16 protein-coding genes and 1 tRNA gene are annotated in these 16,428 nt (G+C 68.0%); 11 read left to right on the plus strand and 6 right to left on the minus strand.

The features are described 5' to 3' along the window. Positions 1–205: 205 nt before the first annotated feature. Both AC1RRR_RS03605 and AC1RRR_RS03610 read right to left on the minus strand, forming a co-directional pair. Positions 206–850 carry a DsbA family oxidoreductase gene (locus AC1RRR_RS03605; RefSeq protein WP_492810629.1) on the minus strand — a complete coding sequence of 215 codons (645 nt, stop codon included), beginning with the start codon at positions 848–850 and terminating at the stop codon, positions 206–208. 72 nt (positions 851–922) lie between these two features. Beyond that, positions 923–2,248 (minus strand): diguanylate cyclase domain-containing protein, encoded by a 1,326-nt coding sequence (locus AC1RRR_RS03610; protein WP_492810630.1) that lies wholly within the window; start codon positions 2,246–2,248, stop codon positions 923–925. Positions 2,249–2,453: 205 nt separating this feature from the next. Between AC1RRR_RS03610 and AC1RRR_RS03615 the strand changes: the two genes are divergently transcribed. Both AC1RRR_RS03615 and AC1RRR_RS03620 read left to right on the plus strand, forming a co-directional pair. Then, on the plus strand, positions 2,454–3,581 hold the full coding sequence (locus AC1RRR_RS03615; protein ID WP_492810631.1) for a CaiB/BaiF CoA transferase family protein: 1,128 nt from the start codon (positions 2,454–2,456) through the stop codon (positions 3,579–3,581). Positions 3,582–3,754: 173 nt separating this feature from the next. Next, on the plus strand, positions 3,755–4,720 hold the full coding sequence (locus AC1RRR_RS03620) for a YihY/virulence factor BrkB family protein (RefSeq protein ID WP_492811757.1): 966 nt from the start codon (positions 3,755–3,757) through the stop codon (positions 4,718–4,720). On the opposite strand, the gene AC1RRR_RS03625 is transcribed toward AC1RRR_RS03620, so the two are convergent. The 4 genes from AC1RRR_RS03625 to AC1RRR_RS03640 form a co-directional block, all read right to left on the minus strand. Next, complete coding sequence (locus AC1RRR_RS03625) at positions 4,689–4,922, minus strand: sulfurtransferase TusA family protein (RefSeq protein WP_492810633.1); 234 nt, start codon at positions 4,920–4,922, stop codon at positions 4,689–4,691. The genes AC1RRR_RS03620 and AC1RRR_RS03625 overlap by 32 nt on opposite strands. Beyond that, complete coding sequence (locus tag AC1RRR_RS03630) at positions 4,915–5,652, minus strand: pseudouridine synthase (protein WP_492810634.1); 738 nt, start codon at positions 5,650–5,652, stop codon at positions 4,915–4,917. Before AC1RRR_RS03630 ends, AC1RRR_RS03625 begins: the two co-directional genes overlap by 8 nt. Then, on the minus strand, positions 5,652–6,560 hold the full coding sequence (locus AC1RRR_RS03635; protein WP_492810636.1) for a class I SAM-dependent methyltransferase: 909 nt from the start codon (positions 6,558–6,560) through the stop codon (positions 5,652–5,654). The genes AC1RRR_RS03630 and AC1RRR_RS03635 overlap by 1 nt, the downstream gene beginning before the upstream one ends. 36 nt (positions 6,561–6,596) lie before the next feature. Then, positions 6,597–6,686: transfer RNA gene (locus AC1RRR_RS03640), tRNA-Ser, on the minus strand. A 108-nt stretch (positions 6,687–6,794) separates the two neighbouring features. Between AC1RRR_RS03640 and AC1RRR_RS03645 the strand changes: the two genes are divergently transcribed. The 9 genes from AC1RRR_RS03645 to AC1RRR_RS03685 all read left to right on the plus strand — a co-directional run bounded on the left by AC1RRR_RS03645 (position 6,795) and on the right by AC1RRR_RS03685 (position 16,412). Then, a complete protein-coding gene (locus AC1RRR_RS03645) occupies positions 6,795–7,805 on the plus strand; it encodes a septal ring lytic transglycosylase RlpA family protein (protein WP_492810638.1) in 1,011 nt (336 codons plus the stop codon). Positions 7,806–7,837: 32 nt separating this feature from the next. After that, a complete protein-coding gene (gene tmk / locus AC1RRR_RS03650) occupies positions 7,838–8,464 on the plus strand; it encodes a dTMP kinase (RefSeq protein ID WP_492810640.1) in 627 nt (208 codons plus the stop codon). A gap of 3 nt (positions 8,465–8,467) precedes the next feature. Further along, positions 8,468–9,469: a DNA polymerase III subunit delta' gene (locus AC1RRR_RS03655; protein WP_492810642.1), complete on the plus strand. Its 1,002-nt coding sequence runs from the start codon at positions 8,468–8,470 to the stop codon at positions 9,467–9,469. Continuing rightward, positions 9,466–10,254 carry a TatD family hydrolase gene (locus tag AC1RRR_RS03660; RefSeq protein ID WP_492810643.1) on the plus strand — a complete coding sequence of 263 codons (789 nt, stop codon included), beginning with the start codon at positions 9,466–9,468 and terminating at the stop codon, positions 10,252–10,254. The genes AC1RRR_RS03655 and AC1RRR_RS03660 overlap by 4 nt, the downstream gene beginning before the upstream one ends. Then, complete coding sequence (locus AC1RRR_RS03665; protein WP_492810644.1) at positions 10,251–11,054, plus strand: MBL fold metallo-hydrolase; 804 nt, start codon at positions 10,251–10,253, stop codon at positions 11,052–11,054. Before AC1RRR_RS03660 ends, AC1RRR_RS03665 begins: the two co-directional genes overlap by 4 nt. A gap of 202 nt (positions 11,055–11,256) precedes the next feature. Next, positions 11,257–11,463 (plus strand): hypothetical protein, encoded by a 207-nt coding sequence (locus tag AC1RRR_RS03670; RefSeq protein WP_295110465.1) that lies wholly within the window; start codon positions 11,257–11,259, stop codon positions 11,461–11,463. 369 nt (positions 11,464–11,832) lie between these two features. Continuing rightward, positions 11,833–13,545, plus strand: coding sequence for a potassium-transporting ATPase subunit KdpA (gene kdpA, locus AC1RRR_RS03675; RefSeq protein WP_492810646.1), 1,713 nt, complete (start codon positions 11,833–11,835; stop codon positions 13,543–13,545). 26 nt (positions 13,546–13,571) lie between these two features. Further along, positions 13,572–15,629, plus strand: a complete 2,058-nt coding sequence (gene kdpB / locus AC1RRR_RS03680) for a potassium-transporting ATPase subunit KdpB (protein ID WP_492811759.1) — start codon at positions 13,572–13,574, stop codon at positions 15,627–15,629. A 102-nt stretch (positions 15,630–15,731) separates the two neighbouring features. Continuing rightward, the gene (locus tag AC1RRR_RS03685; RefSeq protein WP_492810648.1) at positions 15,732–16,412 is read left to right on the plus strand and encodes a TorF family putative porin; all 681 of its coding nucleotides are present in this window, start codon (positions 15,732–15,734) and stop codon (positions 16,410–16,412) included. The last annotated feature ends 16 nt before the right edge of the window (positions 16,413–16,428 follow it).

A 16,428-nucleotide genomic window follows, 5' to 3' on the forward strand; every position in this document is an offset into this window, starting at 1 on the left:
GTCCAGTTCATTTGCGGCCGCGCACACAAAAACGCGCGGCTCGCGCCAATGACCAAATCGGGCCCCTGAAGCCTGTAACGCTTCCCTCGGACCGCTTATTGGTCGAATTCCAACGAAAATAGCCCCCTCCGCGACGGAAGGGGGCTCACGAGAAGCCTTATGCGCTTGTTGCAGTGCAAAAGGCAAGCGCAATGACGGATTTGTTTCAGTTCACCGTCGCCAGCGCCTGGTCGATCGCCTGGACGATCCGTTCCGGGGTCTCGGCGCCGACCACGGCGACCTTGCCGGCGAAGATGGCGAACGGCACGCCGGTCACGCCGCCCTGGACGGCCATGGCGTGTTCGCGGGCCACGGCCTCCTTGTCGGCGCCTTCGGAGAGCAGTTGCAGCACCACCGTCCGCTCCATGCCCGCGGCCTCGGCGATGTCGGCCAGCACGATCGGATCGCCGATGTCGAGGCCTCGCTCGAAATAGGCCTTGAACAGAGCCTCGACGACCAGGTCCTGCACGCCGGCCGTCAGGGCCCAGCGGATCAGGCGATGGGCGGCGTTGGTGTTGGGCGACAGGGCGATGGCCTCGAAGTTGAAGGCGATGCCTTCCTCGGCGCCGCCCTCGACCAGGGCCGCGTGCACGGCCTTCAGCTTGTCGGGGTCCTTGAACTTGTTGGCCATGTAGGCCTTGCGGTCGACGCCTTCCTCGGGAAGCGTCGGGTCCAGCTGATAGGGCCGCCAGATCAGCTGGGCCTCGACATCGGGACGCAGGGCCACGGCCGACTTCAGGCGTCGCCAGCCCAGATAGCACCAGGGGCAGACCACGTCGGCGACGACGTCGATGAGCAGTTGCTGGGCCATGGCGCACTCCTACGAACGATGTCCGCTACAGGACGTGTTCCATATAGGGGCTGCCGTTACGGCGCCCAAGCTCTAGCTGGCGTCGCGCTTCAGGGCGCTGGCGGCGGCGCGTTCCAGGGCCTTGACCGCGCCTTCGCCGCGCTGGACCTCGGCCACGCCGATATCGAACTCGCAGACGAACGGCGGACGGTCCTCGCCGGCGTCGAAGGCGGTGCAGCCGATCACGGCGGCGATCCGCTCGGCGGCGGCGCGGGCGGCGTTCTGGTTGGTCGCCGGCAGGGCCAGGGCGAAGACTTCGGTGGCCAGGCGGGCGGGCGTGTCCTCGACGCGGACCAGGCGGCCGACCATTGAGCCAATCTGCGGGATGGCGCGGTCCAGCCAGCCGTTCTGGCGGGCCCAGACGGTGTCGGGCTTGTCGGCGACGCGCAGCACGCAGATCGACAGCGGCCGGGCGCGGTCGGCGGCGGCCTTGGCCAGGCGCGCCAGGTGGGCGGCGAACAGGTCGCGGGTGAAGAGGCCGGTGGCGGCGTCCATCAGGCCCGAGCTGCGGGCCTTCTCCAGCGCGCCGCGGATCGACTCGCCGCGGCGGAAGCTGCGGGCCAGCTCCATCACCCGCATGGCGGTCTCGGTCTCGGGCGTCTCGGGCGAGGCCACGTCGGACACGCCGCGATGGAAGGCCTCGGACATGGTCACATAGCTCTCGGCCTTCAGGTACAGCAGGGCCGGGATGTGGAAGAGGCGGGTGTTGCGGCGCATGCCGGCCGCGATCGACAGGGCTTCCTGCTGGCTGTCGCCGGCCCACAGGACCACCGAGTCAAACGCCCGCTCGTGCAGGTAATCGAAGGCCGTATAGGCGGTGAAGGCGCCGACCACCTCGGCGCCGCTGCTCTGCAGGGCGTTGGCCAGGGCCAGAAACTGCGGGGCCGGCTCGCCGACGGCCAGGATGCGGAAGGGAACTTCCGAGTTCTCGGGCAGGTCCAGGCGACGGCCGCGTTCGCCAAAGGTCTCGAGGCGCAGCTCGAACTCTTCCTCGGCGATTGCGGTGCGCACCAGGCTCTCCAGGCGCAGGGCGGCCTGGGACGGATGCAGCGGCGGCGACAGGGTCAGGTCGAAGGCCTGGTTGCGATAGTCGCCGTCGGGATCGCCGATGGCGATGACCGGCAGGCGGCGCGGGGCGACGGCGGCTTTCAGGCGACGGGCCAGCGTCTGGGTCTCGGGACCGGCGCTGGCCAGGTCGACGATGACCGCCTCGATCGGCAGGTCGCCCAGGGCGGCCAGGGCGGCATAAGGACCGCGAGCGGTGATCGTGCGCCAGCCCAACCGGTCCAGCCCTTCGGCCAGCGGTCCGGCGCGAACATCGTCGCGCGCCACGATCAGGATCCGGGCGTCAACCGCCAAACCAGCCTCCGGCCAAACGCTCGCATGCCCGGTCACCACACGACCGCCGAGATTCGACGCTGCAACATAGCAGAGGCTTTGTGCGGTCAAAGGTACGGAACGCCGCAGGCGGGGGATGAATCCGTAAGGGCTTGCCTGACCGAACGTCAGGGTCGTTCTAGTGCTCGCAACCGGCCGCGTTCGAAGTGCCGAAAGGGAGAAGATCATGGGCCAGGGGCCGCTTTCGGGGCTGAAGATCGTCGAGTTCGCCGGCATCGGTCCGGGACCGTTCTGCGGCATGCTGCTGTCGGACCTGGGCGCGGACGTCGTGCGCATCGACCGCAAGGGCCAGGGCAGGGGTTCCCCGGCCGACGTGACGGCCCGGGGCCGGCGCTCGGTGGCGCTGGACCTGAAGCACCCCGAAGCGATCAAGACCTGCCTGAAGCTGCTGGAACAGGCCGATGGCCTGATCGAAGGCTTCCGGCCGGGGGTCATGGAGCGGCTGGGCCTGGGGCCGGACGTCGCCTTGGCGCGCAATCCCAAGCTGGTCTACGGCCGCATGACCGGCTGGGGCCAGACGGGGCCCTACGCCAAGGCCGCCGGCCACGACATGAACTACATCGCCATCACCGGGGCGTTGGACGCCATCGGGACCAGCGACAAGCCCGTGCCGCCGCTGAACCTGGTCGGGGATTTCGGGGGCGGGGCGCTTTATCTGGCCTTTGGCCTGTTGGCCGGGGTGATCCATGCGCGCTCCACCGGCCAGGGCCAGGTGATCGACTGCGCCATGAGTGACGGCGCGGCCTCGCTGATGGCCATGTTCTACGGCTTCAAGGCCGGCGGCATGTGGAACGAGGGGCGGCGAACCAACCTGCTGGATGGCGGGGCGCACTTCTACGACACCTACGAGTGCGCCGACGGCAAGTGGATCTCGATCGGCTCGATCGAGCCGCAGTTCTATCTGCTGCTGCTGGAGAAGACCGGCATCACCGACCCGCAGTTCCAGCACCAGATGAGCCGCGAGGAGTGGCCGGAGCTGCGCCAGAAGCTGGCGGCCGTGATCAAGCAGAAGAACCGCGACGACTGGTGCGCGATCATGGACGCCACCGACGTCTGCTTCGCCCCAGTCCTGACCATGGACGAGGCGCCCAAGCACGCCCACAACGCCGCCCGCGAAACCTTCGTCGAGGTGGCCGGGGTCATGCAGCCCGCGCCCGCGCCGCGCTTCTCGGTCACGCCGGGCGTCATCCAGGGACCGCCGCCCAAGATCGGCGCGAACAACGACGACGCCCTGGCCGACTGGGGTTTCTCGGCCGAGGCGATCACCGACTTGAAGGAAAATGGCGCCCTCTGAGACCTGACGGGTTCGTTCAGATTGGGTTCAGGCGGCGGGTCATAACTTGCGGGTGTCGACCGGTCGCTGCGCCATCCGTCCCTCGATGTGGCGATCGGTTCACAGGACTATCCTGCGGAGACGCGTCGCTTTTCCCAAGCGGCGCGTCTTTGACTCTGGGACCTCGCATCGCCATGGTCCGCCGGATGCAAGACCCGCAGCATCATATTCGCTGGCGCGACCTCGACCTCGATCCGATCCATTGGGCCCGCGAAATCCTGCGTGTGCTGGGGCTGGCTTTGTCGCGCCTGTGGGGCCGCGATGTCATGCTGTACGTGGGCGGCGTCTCGTTTTTCGCCCTGCTGGCGGTGTTCCCGGGCCTGGCGATTCTGATCGGCCTGTACAGCTTCTTCCTGACGCCCGTCAGCGCCGCGCATCAGGCCAACCGGTTGGCCGAACTGATTCCCTCCGGCGCGCGCTCGATGTTCCAGGACGAGTTCTCACGCCTGGCCCATGCGCCCGGCCAGACCATTTCCCTGCAGAGCGCCGTCGTGCTGATCGTCGGCGCCTATGCCGCCCATCGCGGCTTCAAGGCGCTACTGGCGGGGCTGTCGTTCATCCACGACGAAGAAGACCAGCGCGGCTTCGTCGGCTTCAACCTGATGGCGCTGTTCGTGCTGATCGCGGCGTTTGGCCTGTTGTTCGTGATGTCGGGCATTTTTCTGACGTTGCGCCTGTTAGGCACGGCCCTGGACCTGCGGCCGCTGGCCGGCGTGTCGTGGATCCAGTCGGAATGGACCTGGGCCAGCTTCGGCATCGTGGTCGGCATGAGCCTGGTCTATCGCTACGCCATGTCGCGCGAGGCGGTCGGCTGGCGGGCCTCGATCTCGGGCGGCGTCGCGGCGGCGGCCCTGTGCGTGTTCATGTCCTGGGCCAGCGCCTTCTACGTCGAGAAGATCGTCCACCTGGGCGCGACCTACGGCTCGATCTCGGCCGTGATCATCTTCCTGATCTGGCTGTCGTGGAGCGTGAACGCGATCTTCTTCGGCGGAGCCTTGGCCACCGAGGTCGAGATCGCGCTGGATGAGCGGCCGCGAGCCCTGTTGGAAGGCCCGCGGGCGATCCCGCTTAAGGCGCCTTCCGAATACGAAAACGGATGACGCCGCCGTCCTGGTCGGCGATGTCCAGCACCTGAGCGCCGATCTGACCGGCGAAGTGCGGCACGTCGATCCGGGCCATCGGGTCGGTGGCCAGCAGAACCAGCTCAGCGCCCGGCGCAGCGGCCTCGTGGGCCTTGCGCAGCTTCAGGGTCGGAACGGGGCAGTGATGGCCGCGCGCGTCGACCAGGATGGGCTCAGACATCGAACACGCCTTCGGCCTCGGCGGCCGGCAGGATGCGATACTGGCCCGGTTCCAGGTCGGCGGGCAGGACAAGGCCCCCGATCCGCTCGCGGTGCAGCGTGACCACGTGATTGCCGACGGCCGCGAACATGCGGCGCACCTGGTGATAACGACCTTCGGTGATCGTCAGCCGGGCGGTCTTGGCGTCGACGACGTCCAGCTGGGCCGGCAGAAGCGGCTTTTCCTCGCCATCCAGCATCAGCGTTCCGGCGGCGAAGATCTCGCCCTCCGTACCGGCCAGCGGCCGATCCAGGGTCGCCAGATACGTCTTGGGCACATGGCGCTTGGGCGAGATCACCCGATGCAGGAAGTCGCCGTCGTCGGTGATCAGGATCAGGCCGCTGGTGTCCTTGTCGAGCCGGCCGACGGTCGACAGCCCCGGATCCCGGATCTGCCAGCGACGGGGCAGCAGGTCATAGATCTTCTGGCCGTCTTCCTTGTGCGAGCAGGTTACGCCCAGCGGCTTGTGCATCAGCAGCACCAACGGCGCCGGCGGATCGATGGCGACGCCGCGGATCGTCATACGCTCGGGAAGCGTGGCGTCGACGGCGATGCGAGCGCCGGCGTCCTTCAGGACCTTGCCGTCCAGGACGACCTTGCCGGCGGCGACCAGGGCCTGGACGTCCTTGCGGCTGCCATAGCCCAGATTGGCCAGCAGTCGGTCCAGCCGGGCCATCAACGCCTTAGCCATTACTTGCGGGCCTCGAAGACCTTGTACCCGGCGCCTTCTCCGACCAGGCGGACCTTGGCGAAGCTCTCGCCCAGGATCGCTTCGTACGGCAGGTGGCGGTTGGCGACGATCCACAAGGTCCCGCCCTTGCGCAGCGCGGCGGCAGCCGAAGTGATGAAGGCCTGGCCCAGCGTCTTGTCCTCGCCGCCGCCCTCGTGGAACGGCGGGTTGCTGACGATGAAGTCCAGGTCCTTCAGCTCGATCTGGCGCACGTCGCCCCAGACGAACTGGGCGCGCGGATCGGTGACGTTGCGCTTGGAGACCTCGACGGCCCGATGGTCCAGCTCGACCAGGGTCAGCTTGGTCACCTTGGGCGAGGCCAGGACGTTCAGCGCCAGGATGCCGATGCCCGACCCGAAGTCGGCGCCGACGCCGGCGAACGGCGGCAGGACCTGGAGCAGGGCGTTGGTGCCGGCGTCCAGGCGATCCCAGCTGAACACCCCGGGCTGAGTCCACAGACCGTCGTCGCTGATCCGGCGCGGCGCGCCCGAGGCCAGCGCTTCCTTCAGGCCGGTGATCTCGGCCGGGCGGACGACCAGGCAGATGCGGTTGTGACGTCGGGCGCTCTCGCCGACCTCGCAGCCCAGGGCCTGGAGTTCCTTCTTCAGGCGCAGGCCACCACGATCCTTGGGGGCGAAGGCGGTCAGGCGGCCGCCGGGCGCCAGAATTCGCAACGCTTGGGCGAGGACAAATCGTCGCTCCACCGCGCCGGCAGGGGCGCGGACGGTCACGGCGGTAAAGGATTCGTCCGCGACCGAGGCCAGATCCGTCGACCCGACGATGAACGGCGACAGCTGAACGGCGTCCGGCGCGGACGGCGCCAGGTCGTGATCGGCCTGGCCATAGAGCGCGGTGGAGATCGCCGACATGCTTGTCCTGAAAGGGTTTTTTGAGATTTAGAGGTCTGGCGGGCAGGGTGGGATTCGAACCCACGGTAGACTTTCACCTACGGCGGTTTTCAAGACCGCTGCCTTAAACCACTCGGCCACCTGCCCGGAGCAGGCGGCTATATCAGCGCGATCCGCCCTTAACCAGACTTCAAAACAAACGAGTGACGATGTGGGCTCGGAAGGGGTGTGGACCCGTCTGGACACTTGAGCGGAATGAACCAGCGTATCCAACAGGCTTGGCGGACCTTGCGCACTCTCGGCCTCATGGCCGTAGCGGCGGCGAGCCTGGCGGCCTGCGCGACGCCCAAGTACGAGACCGGCAAGTCCGGTTTCACGGCCACGGCCCGCAACGACACCACGCGAGGCTCGGCGCCGCGCGCGGGCTCGACGGTGGGCAAGGACGGCAAGGCGCTGCGGGGCACCGAGAAGCCCTATCAGATCAACGGGATCTGGTACTATCCGAAGGCCGATCCGGACTACAACGTCGTGGGCGTCGGCTCGTGGTACGGCGATCAGTTCCACAACCGCCGCACCGCCAACGGCGAACTCTTCGACATGAACATCCCGTCGGCGGCCCATAAGACTCTGCCGCTGCCCAGCCTGGTCGAGGTGACCAACCTGGACACCGGCCAGAAGATGATCGTTCGGGTCAACGACCGCGGGCCGTTCGTCGGCGATCGTGTCATCGACCTGTCCAAGGCCGCCGCCCAGCAGCTGGGTTACTATCGCCAGGGCGTGGCCCGCGTGCGGGTGAAATATGTCGGCCCGGCGTCCAAGAGCGTCTTCGATCCGCAGCGTCAGTACGCCCGAACCTCGACACCGCCGCCGGCCCCGGTGCGAACCGGTCCGCGCAGCTTCGACGACATCAAGGAACCGCCGCAGCGGGTCCAGGTCCTGCCGTCACGCGCCGAGCCGGACTGGGCCCAGACCAGCGCCCCGATCATGCAGTCGGCTCCGCAGATCAATCCCCCAGATCGCGTCTATGCCGCGGCCAAGTCGGCCTATCGCGTGCAGGCCGGCTCGTTCTCCAGCCGTGAGAACGCTGAAAAGGCCGTGCGCCAGCTCTCGGGGACCGGACAGGCCGCGATCGACACCATCGAGCGGGCCAACGGCACGCTCTATCGCGTCACCGTGACCGCCGGCCAGGACGAGGGCTCGGCCTGGAGCCTGCGCGATCGCGTGGAGTCGCTGGGCTATCAGGGCGCGACCGTTCTTCGGCCCTAGACACAGCTCGGAAACCGGTCGAATGAGGCCGGGTGACCCAGGGTTCTTTCATCAGTTTCGAAGGCGGGGAGGGGGCTGGAAAGTCCACCCAGATCCGCCGCCTGGCCGAGCGGCTGCAAGCGGCCGGCCATGACGTCGTCGTCACTCGCGAACCGGGCGGCAGCCCCGGCGCCGAGGCCATTCGCGAGCTGCTGGTCAACGGCGCGGCCGACCGCTGGTCGCCGGTCACCGAGACTCTTCTGATGTACGCCGCTCGCCGCGACCACGTGGAGCGGGTGATCCGCCCGGCGCTGGCGCAGGGCAAGGTCGTGCTATGCGATCGTTTCGCCGATTCCACCCGGGCCTACCAAGGCGCGGGCGGCGACGCGCCGGCCAGCCTGATTGCCTCGCTGGAAGAGCATGTGCTGAACGGCACGGTCCCAGTGCTGACCCTGATCCTGGACCTGCCGGCCGAGGTTGGCCTGCAACGCGCCGAGGCGCGGGGCGGCGCCGCTCGCTTCGAGTCCAAGGGCATCGAGTTTCACCAGCGCCTGCGCGCCGGCTATCTGGAGATCGCTCGCCAGGAGCCTGAGCGCTGCGTCGTCATCAACGCCGACGCCACGCTTGACGATGTCGCCGCCGCCATCGCCGAGGCGGTCGCCCAGCGACTGGATCTTTAGGCGATGCCGGCCCATCCCCGCGACGTCTACCAGCTGGACGGCCAGTCGGCCGCCGAGGCCGCGTTCCTCGACGCCCTGGATCGCGGCCGGCTGCACCATGCCTGGCTGTTGACCGGTCCCGAGGGCGTCGGCAAGGCGACCCTGGCCTACCGCATGGCGCGCCGTCTGCTGGGCGCGCGGCCCGAGCCCGGCCTGGGCCTACTGGGCGCGGCGCCGTCCGACGTGGTCAGCCGCCAGGTCGCCGCCCGCTCGCACCCCGACCTGATGGTGCTGGAGCGCCTGACCGACGACGGCAAGGCGCGCAAGTCGATCCCGGTCGACGAAGCGCGGCAACTGCCGGAGTTCTTCTCGACGACGCCGGCCATCTCGCCCTATCGCGTGGCGATCATCGACGCCGCCGACGACCTGAACGTCAACGCCGCCAACGCAGTGCTCAAGACGCTGGAGGAGCCGCCAGCGCGCGGGGTGATCCTGCTGATCAGCCATGCGCCGGGCAAGCTGCTGCCGACCATCCGCTCGCGCTGTCGCCGCCTGGCCGTGCCGGCTCCGGGCGTTCCGGCCGCCGCCGAGATGGTCGAGCGCATGGCCGACGTTTCCGGCCGTGACGCCGAACGCCTGGCCCGCATGGCCCACGGCGCGCCGGGCAAGGCCCTGCAACTGGCCGCCGCCAAGGCCATCGAGATGGACGACGCGGCCAACGACATCCTGCGGACCCTGCCCAAGATCGACGAAGGCGCGCTGCTGGCCATGGCCGACACCTTCCGAGGCGCGGAGGGCATGGCGCGCTTCGAGCTCTTGATGGATCGCCTGGCCGATCAGGTGCGGATCTTCGCCACCCAGGTGGCCGCCGACGGCAAGCAATCGCCCGGCCTGGACCGTTGGGCGGCGGCCTGGGAGCGGCTGTCCAACGTCTCCGGCGAGGTCGAAGCGGTGAACCTGGATCGCGCCGACGCCTTCTGGAGCGTCATCTCGGACTTGCGCGCGGCGGCCAAGACGGCGATTTGAGCGGCATGCTCATCGACAGCCATGTGAATCTGCACGCGCCCCAGTTCGCCGAGGACAAGGACGCCGTCATCGCCCGCGCCCGAGAGGCCGGCATCGCCCTGATGGTCACCATCTGTGACAAGGTCTCGTCCTTCGAGGCCGTGCACGCCATCGCCATGGCCGAGCCGGATATCTGGTGCACGGTCGGCACCCACCCGCACGAGTCCAAGGAAGACCCGGAGCTGACCGCCGCCCGCCTGGTCGAGCTGGCCCAGCGTCCGCGCGTCATCGGCATCGGCGAATGCGGCCTGGACTTCCACTACGATCTGTCGCCGCGCGACGTGCAGGCGGCCGTGTTCCGCCAGCACTGTGTCGCCGCGCGCGAGAGCGGCCTGCCGCTGGTGCTCCACACCCGTGAGGCCGACGAGGTCATGGGGCAGATCCTCGAGGAGGAGCACGCGGCCGGAGCCTTCAAGATCCTGATGCACTGCTACACCAGCGGGGCCGAGCTGGCCGCGCGAGCCGCCGCCTTGGGCGCCTGGTTCTCGGTCTCGGGCATCGCGACCTTCAAGCAGGCCGAGGACGTGCGGGCGGTGATCCGCGACATGCCGGCCGACCGGATCATCGTCGAGACCGACTGCCCGTACCTGGCCCCCGTGCCGATGCGCGGCCGCCGTAACGAGCCGTCATATCTGCCCCATATCTACGACAAGCTGGCCGAGATTCGCGGCTGGAGCCGGGCCGACACCGAACAGCGGACCGAGGACGCCTTCTTCAACCTGTTTGACCGGATCCCTCGTCCATGACCGGACCGCTGGAGTTCACGATCCTGGGCTCCGGCTCGTCCGGCGGTGTTCCGCGCGCCGACGGCAATTGGGGCGATTGTGATCCGGCAGAGCCCAAGAACCACCGTTCGCGCTGCTCGATGCTCGTCCGGCGGCTAGGGCAGGGGCCTCAGCACGAGACCACCGTCGTCGTCGACACCTCGCCGGACCTGCGCCTGCAGACCGCCCACGCCGGCGTGAAGCGGGTCGATGCGGCGCTGTTCACCCACGATCACGCTGACCAGGCCCACGGCATCGACGACCTGCGGCCATTCTTTCTCAATCAGCGCCAGCGCATCCCGACCTGGATGGACCAGGCCACGCACGACGGCCTGCTGACCCGTTTCGAGTACATCTTCAAGACGCGCGGCGGCTATCCGGCGATCCTGGAGCCGCGCCTCATTCCGCCGCTGGGCGAGGACTTCCAGATCGACGGTCCCAGCGGCTTGATCCCGGTCCACACCTTCGACGTCGACCATGGCGAGATCCGCGCCGTCGGCTACCGTTTCGGCGGTGTGGCCTATACGCCGGACGTGCGGGCGATCCCCGACGGCAGCTGGGCGGACCTGGCCGATCTGGACGTCTGGATCGTCGACGCGCTGCGCTGGACGCCGCATCCGACCCACGCCCACGTGGAATTGGCGCTGGAATGGATCGCCAAGGCCAAGCCGCGCCGGGCCATCCTGACCAACCTGCACATCGACCTGGACTACAACGCCCTGACGGCCCGACTACCGCCCGGCGTCGAGGCGGCCTATGATGGCCTGCGCTTTACGCTTTAGGTCGAGTGAGCGACGGAAAGTCGCCGGCCGATCGTCATGACAAGGAGCCTGCAAGAGAGGTGAATGTTCGCCTTGATCGCAAGTTCGCCCAAGTTTGTCTAAAACTTGGCTTTACGTAACAGCGTTGAAATAAGCTCGTCCAACAACACCGTCATAGGGACGCGGTAGAGTCACTTTCCCGTGCGTCACTGACAGACCTCACATGGCTGAAACCGTCACCATTTCCCGAGAAGTCTTCCAGCGTCTGCGATCGCGGCTGCCCGCCGTGACGCGCGAGCACCTGTTCGACTGCTACGCGATCAGCGAGACGACCTGGACCAAGCTGCGCGACGGCAAGCCGGTGAAGCGCTCCACGCTGGACCGGATCATGATCAAGCTGGCCAAGCTGGACGCGCGCGTCGCCGCTTAAGCCAGGGTTGGCCATAGCCAACCCTAATTCTTAGCTTCGGAGCGCTTCTGGGCGAAACCGCTCACACTTTCGCCGGCGCGCTCCGCCCGATCTTTATGCCGCCCTTATGTGGCGGCTCAGCTTCGACATAGAGCCCTTACGCTCCAAAATGGTCTGTGGCCTCCAACACCAAAGGAGGCCGTTATGGCTGATCTTCTCTATGGGGCGCTGGCCTTGGGCCTGTTCGCCCTGTTCGGCGCATTCGTCGCCGCGCTGAGGCGCGTGTGACCATGCTCGTGAACCTGCTGTGGGCGGCCGGGGCCATCGTGGTCGCCGGCTACATGGTCGCCGCGATGATGCGACCCGACAAGTTCTGACGGATTTCCTCAAATGAACTGGCAAGGATGGGCGGAAATCGCCCTGACCCTGAGCCTGGCGGTCGCCATCGGCTGGCCGCTGGGCGTTTTCATGTCGCGCGTCTGGAATGGCGAGCGGACGTTCCTCGACCCGGTGATGCGTCCCGTAGAGGCCCTTTTCTACACCGCCTGTGGCGTTGACCCGAAGAAGAGCCAGAGCTGGCATGCCTATGCCCTGGCGCTGCTGGCCTTCAACCTGGTCGGCTTCGCCATCACCTACGCCGTCCTGCGCTTGCAGGGCGTGCTGCCGATGAACCCGCAGGGCTTTCCTGGCCTGTCGGGCCACCTGTCGTTCAACACGGCGATCAGCTTCGTCACCAACACTAACTGGCAGAGCTATGCGGGCGAGACGACCATGTCGACGCTCAGCCAGATGGTCGTGCTGACCGTGCAGAACTTCGTCTCGGCCGCCACCGGCGCGACCGTGGCCGCGGCCTTGGCCCGCGCCTTCCTGGCCAATCGTGGCGAGGGCGTCGGCAACTTCTGGGCCGACCTGATCCGCACCACGCTCTATGTGCTGCTGCCGCTGTCCTTCGTGGTGGCCGTGCTGCTGGTCGCCTTGGGGATCCCTCAGGCCCTGTCGGCCGGCGTCACCGCCCACACCCTTGAAGGCGCCGATCAGAAGATCTCGCTCTATGCCGTGGCCTCTCAGGAAGCCATCAAGATGCTGGGCATCAACGGCGGCGGCGTCTTCAACGCCAACTCGGCGCACCCGTTCGAGAACCCCACGCCGCTGACCAACCTGATCACGGCGATCTCGATAAACGTGCTGGGCTGGGCCGCCTTCTTCGCCTTTGGCCGCATGGTCATGGCCAAGAAGGACGTCCGCGCCCTGGTGATGGCGGCCTTCGTGCTGCTGTTCGCCGGCGCGGCGGGCATCTACGCCACCGAAACCCAACCGTCGCCCGCTCAGGTCGCGGCCAAGGTCGACACGACGGTCAATATGGAAGGCAAGGAGGTCCGCTTCGGCGCGCCCGCCACCGCCGCCTGGGCCGCCGCCACGACCGGCGCCTCGAACGGCTCGGTCAACGGCATGCACTCCAGCCTGATGCCCCTGGGCGGCGGCATCGCGATGTTCCTGATGCAGCTGGGCGAGATCCTGCCGGGCGGCATCGGCTCGGGCATCGCCATCATGGTCGTCATGGCCCTGCTGTCGGTGTTCGTCGCCGGCCTGATGGTCGGCCGCACGCCGGAGTACCTCGGCAAGAAGATCGAGGCCCGCGAGATCCAGTTCTCGATCCTGGCCGTGATCGTCATCCCGCTGTCGATGCTGGGCTTCTCGGCGCTGGCCGCCGTGCTGCCCGAGGCGCTGAAGGGCCTGATGCACGCCGGGCCGCACGGCCTGTCGGAGATCCTCTACGCCTACGTCTCCGGCACCGCCAACAACGGCTCGGCCTTCGCCGGCCTGACCGCCAACGCGCCCTGGTGGAACGTCACCTTGGCTCTCGCGATGGCCATGGGCCGCTTCCTGCCCATCGTGGTCGTGCTGGCCATCGCCGGCGCCCTGGCCGCCAAGCCCAAGCTCGCCCCGACCGCCGGCACCCTGCCGACTGACGGCGGCCTGTTCGTCGGCCTCCTGGTCGGGGTGATCCTGATCCTGGGCGGCCTGCAATTCTTCCCCGCGATGGCGCTGGGACCGATCGTCGAGCACTTCCAAGCGCTCGGCGCGGTCGCGGCCCTTCGCTGAACGGTGACATCATGAGCGCCATCAATATGCATTCCTCGGTCGACGGCCGTCGCAAGGCTCCGGCCTTGGCCGGCGGTCTTTCCGGCCCTGTCCTGGCCCGCGCGGCCAAGGACAGCTTCCTCAAGCTCGATCCGCGCAAGCTGACGGGCAATCCGGTGATCTTCGCCACCTGGATCGTGGCTCTGCTGTCGACCGTCTCGGCGGTCGCGGCAGTGGCCAACCACCAGGCGGCGGGCTTCGCCATCCAGGTCTCGATCTGGCTGTGGGCCACGGTGCTGTTCGCCAACCTGGCCGAAAGCGTCGCCGAAGGGCGCGGCAAGGCGGCGGCGGACAGCCTGCGCGCCACCCGCGTGACCACCAAGGCCAAGCTGATCGTCGACGACAAGACCGGGACCTATGTCCCGACTCCGGCCCACAAGCTGGGCGTCGGCGAGGTGATCCTGGTCGAGGCCGGCGACGTCATCCCGACCGATGGCGAGATCATCGAGGGCATGGCCAGCGTCAACGAGGCGGCCATCACCGGCGAAAGCGCCCCGGTGATCCGCGAGAGCGGCGGCGACCGCTCGGCCGTCACCGGCGGCACCACGATCGTCTCCGACTGGCTGAAGATCCGCGTCACGGCCGAGGCGGGCAACACCTTCCTCGACCGCATGATCGCCATGGTCGAGGGCGCGGACCGTCGCAAGACGCCGAACGAGATCGCCCTGGCCGTACTGCTGGCGGGCCTGACCCTGATCTTCCTGATCGCGGTCGTGACCCTGCTGGGCCTGGGCAAGTTCTCGGGCGTGGTGCTGGATCCGCTGGTGCTGGGCGCGCTGTTCATCACGCTCATTCCGACGACCATCGGCGGCCTCCTGTCGGCCGTCGGCATCGCCGGCATGGACCGCCTGCTGAAGGTCAACGTCCTGGCCACGTCTGGCCGCGCCGTGGAAGCCGCCGGCGACGTCGACACCCTGCTGCTGGACAAGACCGGCACCATCACCTTCGGCAACCGCATGGCTACCGAAGTGATCCCGGCCCCCGGCGTGCGTCCTGAAGCGGCCATGCGCGCCGCCCTGATGGCCTCGCTGGCCGACGAGACCCCGGAAGGCCGCTCGATCATCGAACTGGCCCGCAACCAGGGTCTGGTCGTCGAGGCTCCGGCCGGCGCCACGGCGATCCCGTTCACGGCTCAGACCCGCCAATCGGGCCTGGACCATGACGGCCGGAGCTGGCGCAAGGGCGCGGTGGACGCCGTCTATCGCTCGTTGGCGCTGGAACCCAAAAGCGTCGCGGTCGAGCTGACCGGCGCCGTGGACCGTATCGCCCGTTCGGGCGGCACGCCGCTGGCGGTCAGCGAGGACGGCGTCCTGGTCGGCGTCATTCACCTGAAGGACGTGGTCAAGCCGGGCGTGAAGGAACGCTTCGCCGACCTGCGCCGCATGGGCCTGCGCACGGTGATGATCACCGGCGACAACCCGGTGACCGCCGCGGCCATCGCCTCGGAAGCCGGCGTCGACGACTTCCTGGCCGAAGCGACTCCCGAGGACAAGCTGCGCTTGATCCGGGAAGAGCAGGGCAAGGGCCGCCTGGTGGCCATGTGCGGCGACGGCGCCAACGACGCGCCCGCGCTGGCCCAAGCCGATGTCGGCGTGGCCATGCAGACCGGCGCCCAGGCCGCTCGCGAGGCCGGCAACATGGTCGACCTCGACAGCGACCCGACCAAGGTCATCGAGATCGTCGAGGTCGGTAAGCAGATGCTGATCACCCGCGGCGCCCTGACGACTTTCTCGATCGCCAACGACGTGGCCAAGTACTTCGCCATCATCCCGGCGATGTTCGTGGTCTCACTGCCGGCCCTGGGCGCGCTGAACGTCATGCACCTGCACAGCCCGCAGAGCGCGATCCTGTCGGCGGTGATCTTCAACGCCCTGGTGATCGTCGCCCTGATCCCGCTGGCCCTGAAGGGCGTGAAGTACCGCGCCATCGGCGCCGGCAAGCTCCTGTCGCGCAACCTGACGCTCTACGGCATCGGCGGCCTGCTGGCGCCGTTCGTGGGCATCAAGCTGATCGACATGATCGTCTCGGCCCTGGGGCTGGCCTGATGCTCCGCCCGATCGCCAAGGATTTCGCCTTCGGCGCCGTGGCGATCGGGCTCGTCTTCCTGGCGGCCTATTCCGCCGAACTCTTCCTCTGAAAGACCTCCAATGATTTCCCGCATTTTCGCCGCCGTCTCGATTTTGGCCCTGTCGGCTGGTGTTGCTCAGGCCCAGGACGGGCCCAAGCTGAGCTACAACCTCGGCGTCGCCTCAGACTATGTGTTCCGCGGCGTCTCGCAAACCCAGGAGGACCCGCAGCTGTTCGGCGGCGTCGACCTGACCGCCGGCAAGTTCTACGCCGGGACCTGGGCCTCGAACGTCGACTTCGGCGACAAGACCGACGCCGAGGTCGATCTCTATGCCGGCTACAAGCCGACCGTCGGCGCCGTCTCGCTGGACCTCGGCGTGATCTATTACGGCTATCTGGGCGCGCCGAAGGGCGCCGACTACGGCAATGTCGAGTTCAAGGCCGCGGGCTCGGTTCCCGCCGGCAAGGGCGCCCTGGGCGCGGCGGTGTTCTACAGCCCCGACAGCTTCGGCGCCGCCGATGAGGCCGTCTATTACGAGCTAAACGGCAGTTATCCGATCGCCGCCAAATGGTCGGTCTCGGGCGCCGTCGGCCGCCAAACCTATGAAGGCTCGGGCGACTACACGACCTGGAACGTCGGCGCGGCCTACGCCCTGACCGACAAGCTGTCGCTCGACCTGCGCTACCACGACACCGACGAACACGGCTTCGGCAAGGTCTATGGCGCGCGCGCCGTGGCGTCGCTGAAGGCCGTGTTCTAGAAGGGAGTTCAGAGCC

It is taken from the genome of Caulobacter sp. GW821-FHT12D05 (assembly GCF_058807295.1).

Bases quoted from the DNA above. Each gene is read 5' to 3' on its own strand.
- AC1RRR_RS03605 (WP_492810629.1), bottom strand. From the start codon at position 850: ATGGCCCAGCAACTGCTCATCGACGTCGTCGCCGACGTGGTCTGCCCC.
- AC1RRR_RS03615 (WP_492810631.1), top strand. From the start codon at position 2,454: ATGGGCCAGGGGCCGCTTTCGGGGCTGAAGATCGTCGAGTTCGCCGGC.
- AC1RRR_RS03620 (WP_492811757.1), top strand. From the start codon at position 3,755: ATGGTCCGCCGGATGCAAGACCCGCAGCATCATATTCGCTGGCGCGAC.
- AC1RRR_RS03625 (WP_492810633.1), bottom strand. From the start codon at position 4,922: ATGTCTGAGCCCATCCTGGTCGACGCGCGCGGCCATCACTGCCCCGTT.
- AC1RRR_RS03630 (WP_492810634.1), bottom strand. From the start codon at position 5,652: ATGGCTAAGGCGTTGATGGCCCGGCTGGACCGACTGCTGGCCAATCTG.
- AC1RRR_RS03635 (WP_492810636.1), bottom strand. From the start codon at position 6,560: ATGTCGGCGATCTCCACCGCGCTCTATGGCCAGGCCGATCACGACCTG.
- AC1RRR_RS03645 (WP_492810638.1), top strand. From the start codon at position 6,795: ATGAACCAGCGTATCCAACAGGCTTGGCGGACCTTGCGCACTCTCGGC.
- AC1RRR_RS03655 (WP_492810642.1), top strand. From the start codon at position 8,468: ATGCCGGCCCATCCCCGCGACGTCTACCAGCTGGACGGCCAGTCGGCC.
- AC1RRR_RS03665 (WP_492810644.1), top strand. From the start codon at position 10,251: ATGACCGGACCGCTGGAGTTCACGATCCTGGGCTCCGGCTCGTCCGGC.
- AC1RRR_RS03670 (WP_295110465.1), top strand. From the start codon at position 11,257: ATGGCTGAAACCGTCACCATTTCCCGAGAAGTCTTCCAGCGTCTGCGA.
- kdpA (WP_492810646.1), top strand. From the start codon at position 11,833: ATGAACTGGCAAGGATGGGCGGAAATCGCCCTGACCCTGAGCCTGGCG.
- kdpB (WP_492811759.1), top strand. From the start codon at position 13,572: ATGCATTCCTCGGTCGACGGCCGTCGCAAGGCTCCGGCCTTGGCCGGC.
- AC1RRR_RS03685 (WP_492810648.1), top strand. From the start codon at position 15,732: ATGATTTCCCGCATTTTCGCCGCCGTCTCGATTTTGGCCCTGTCGGCT.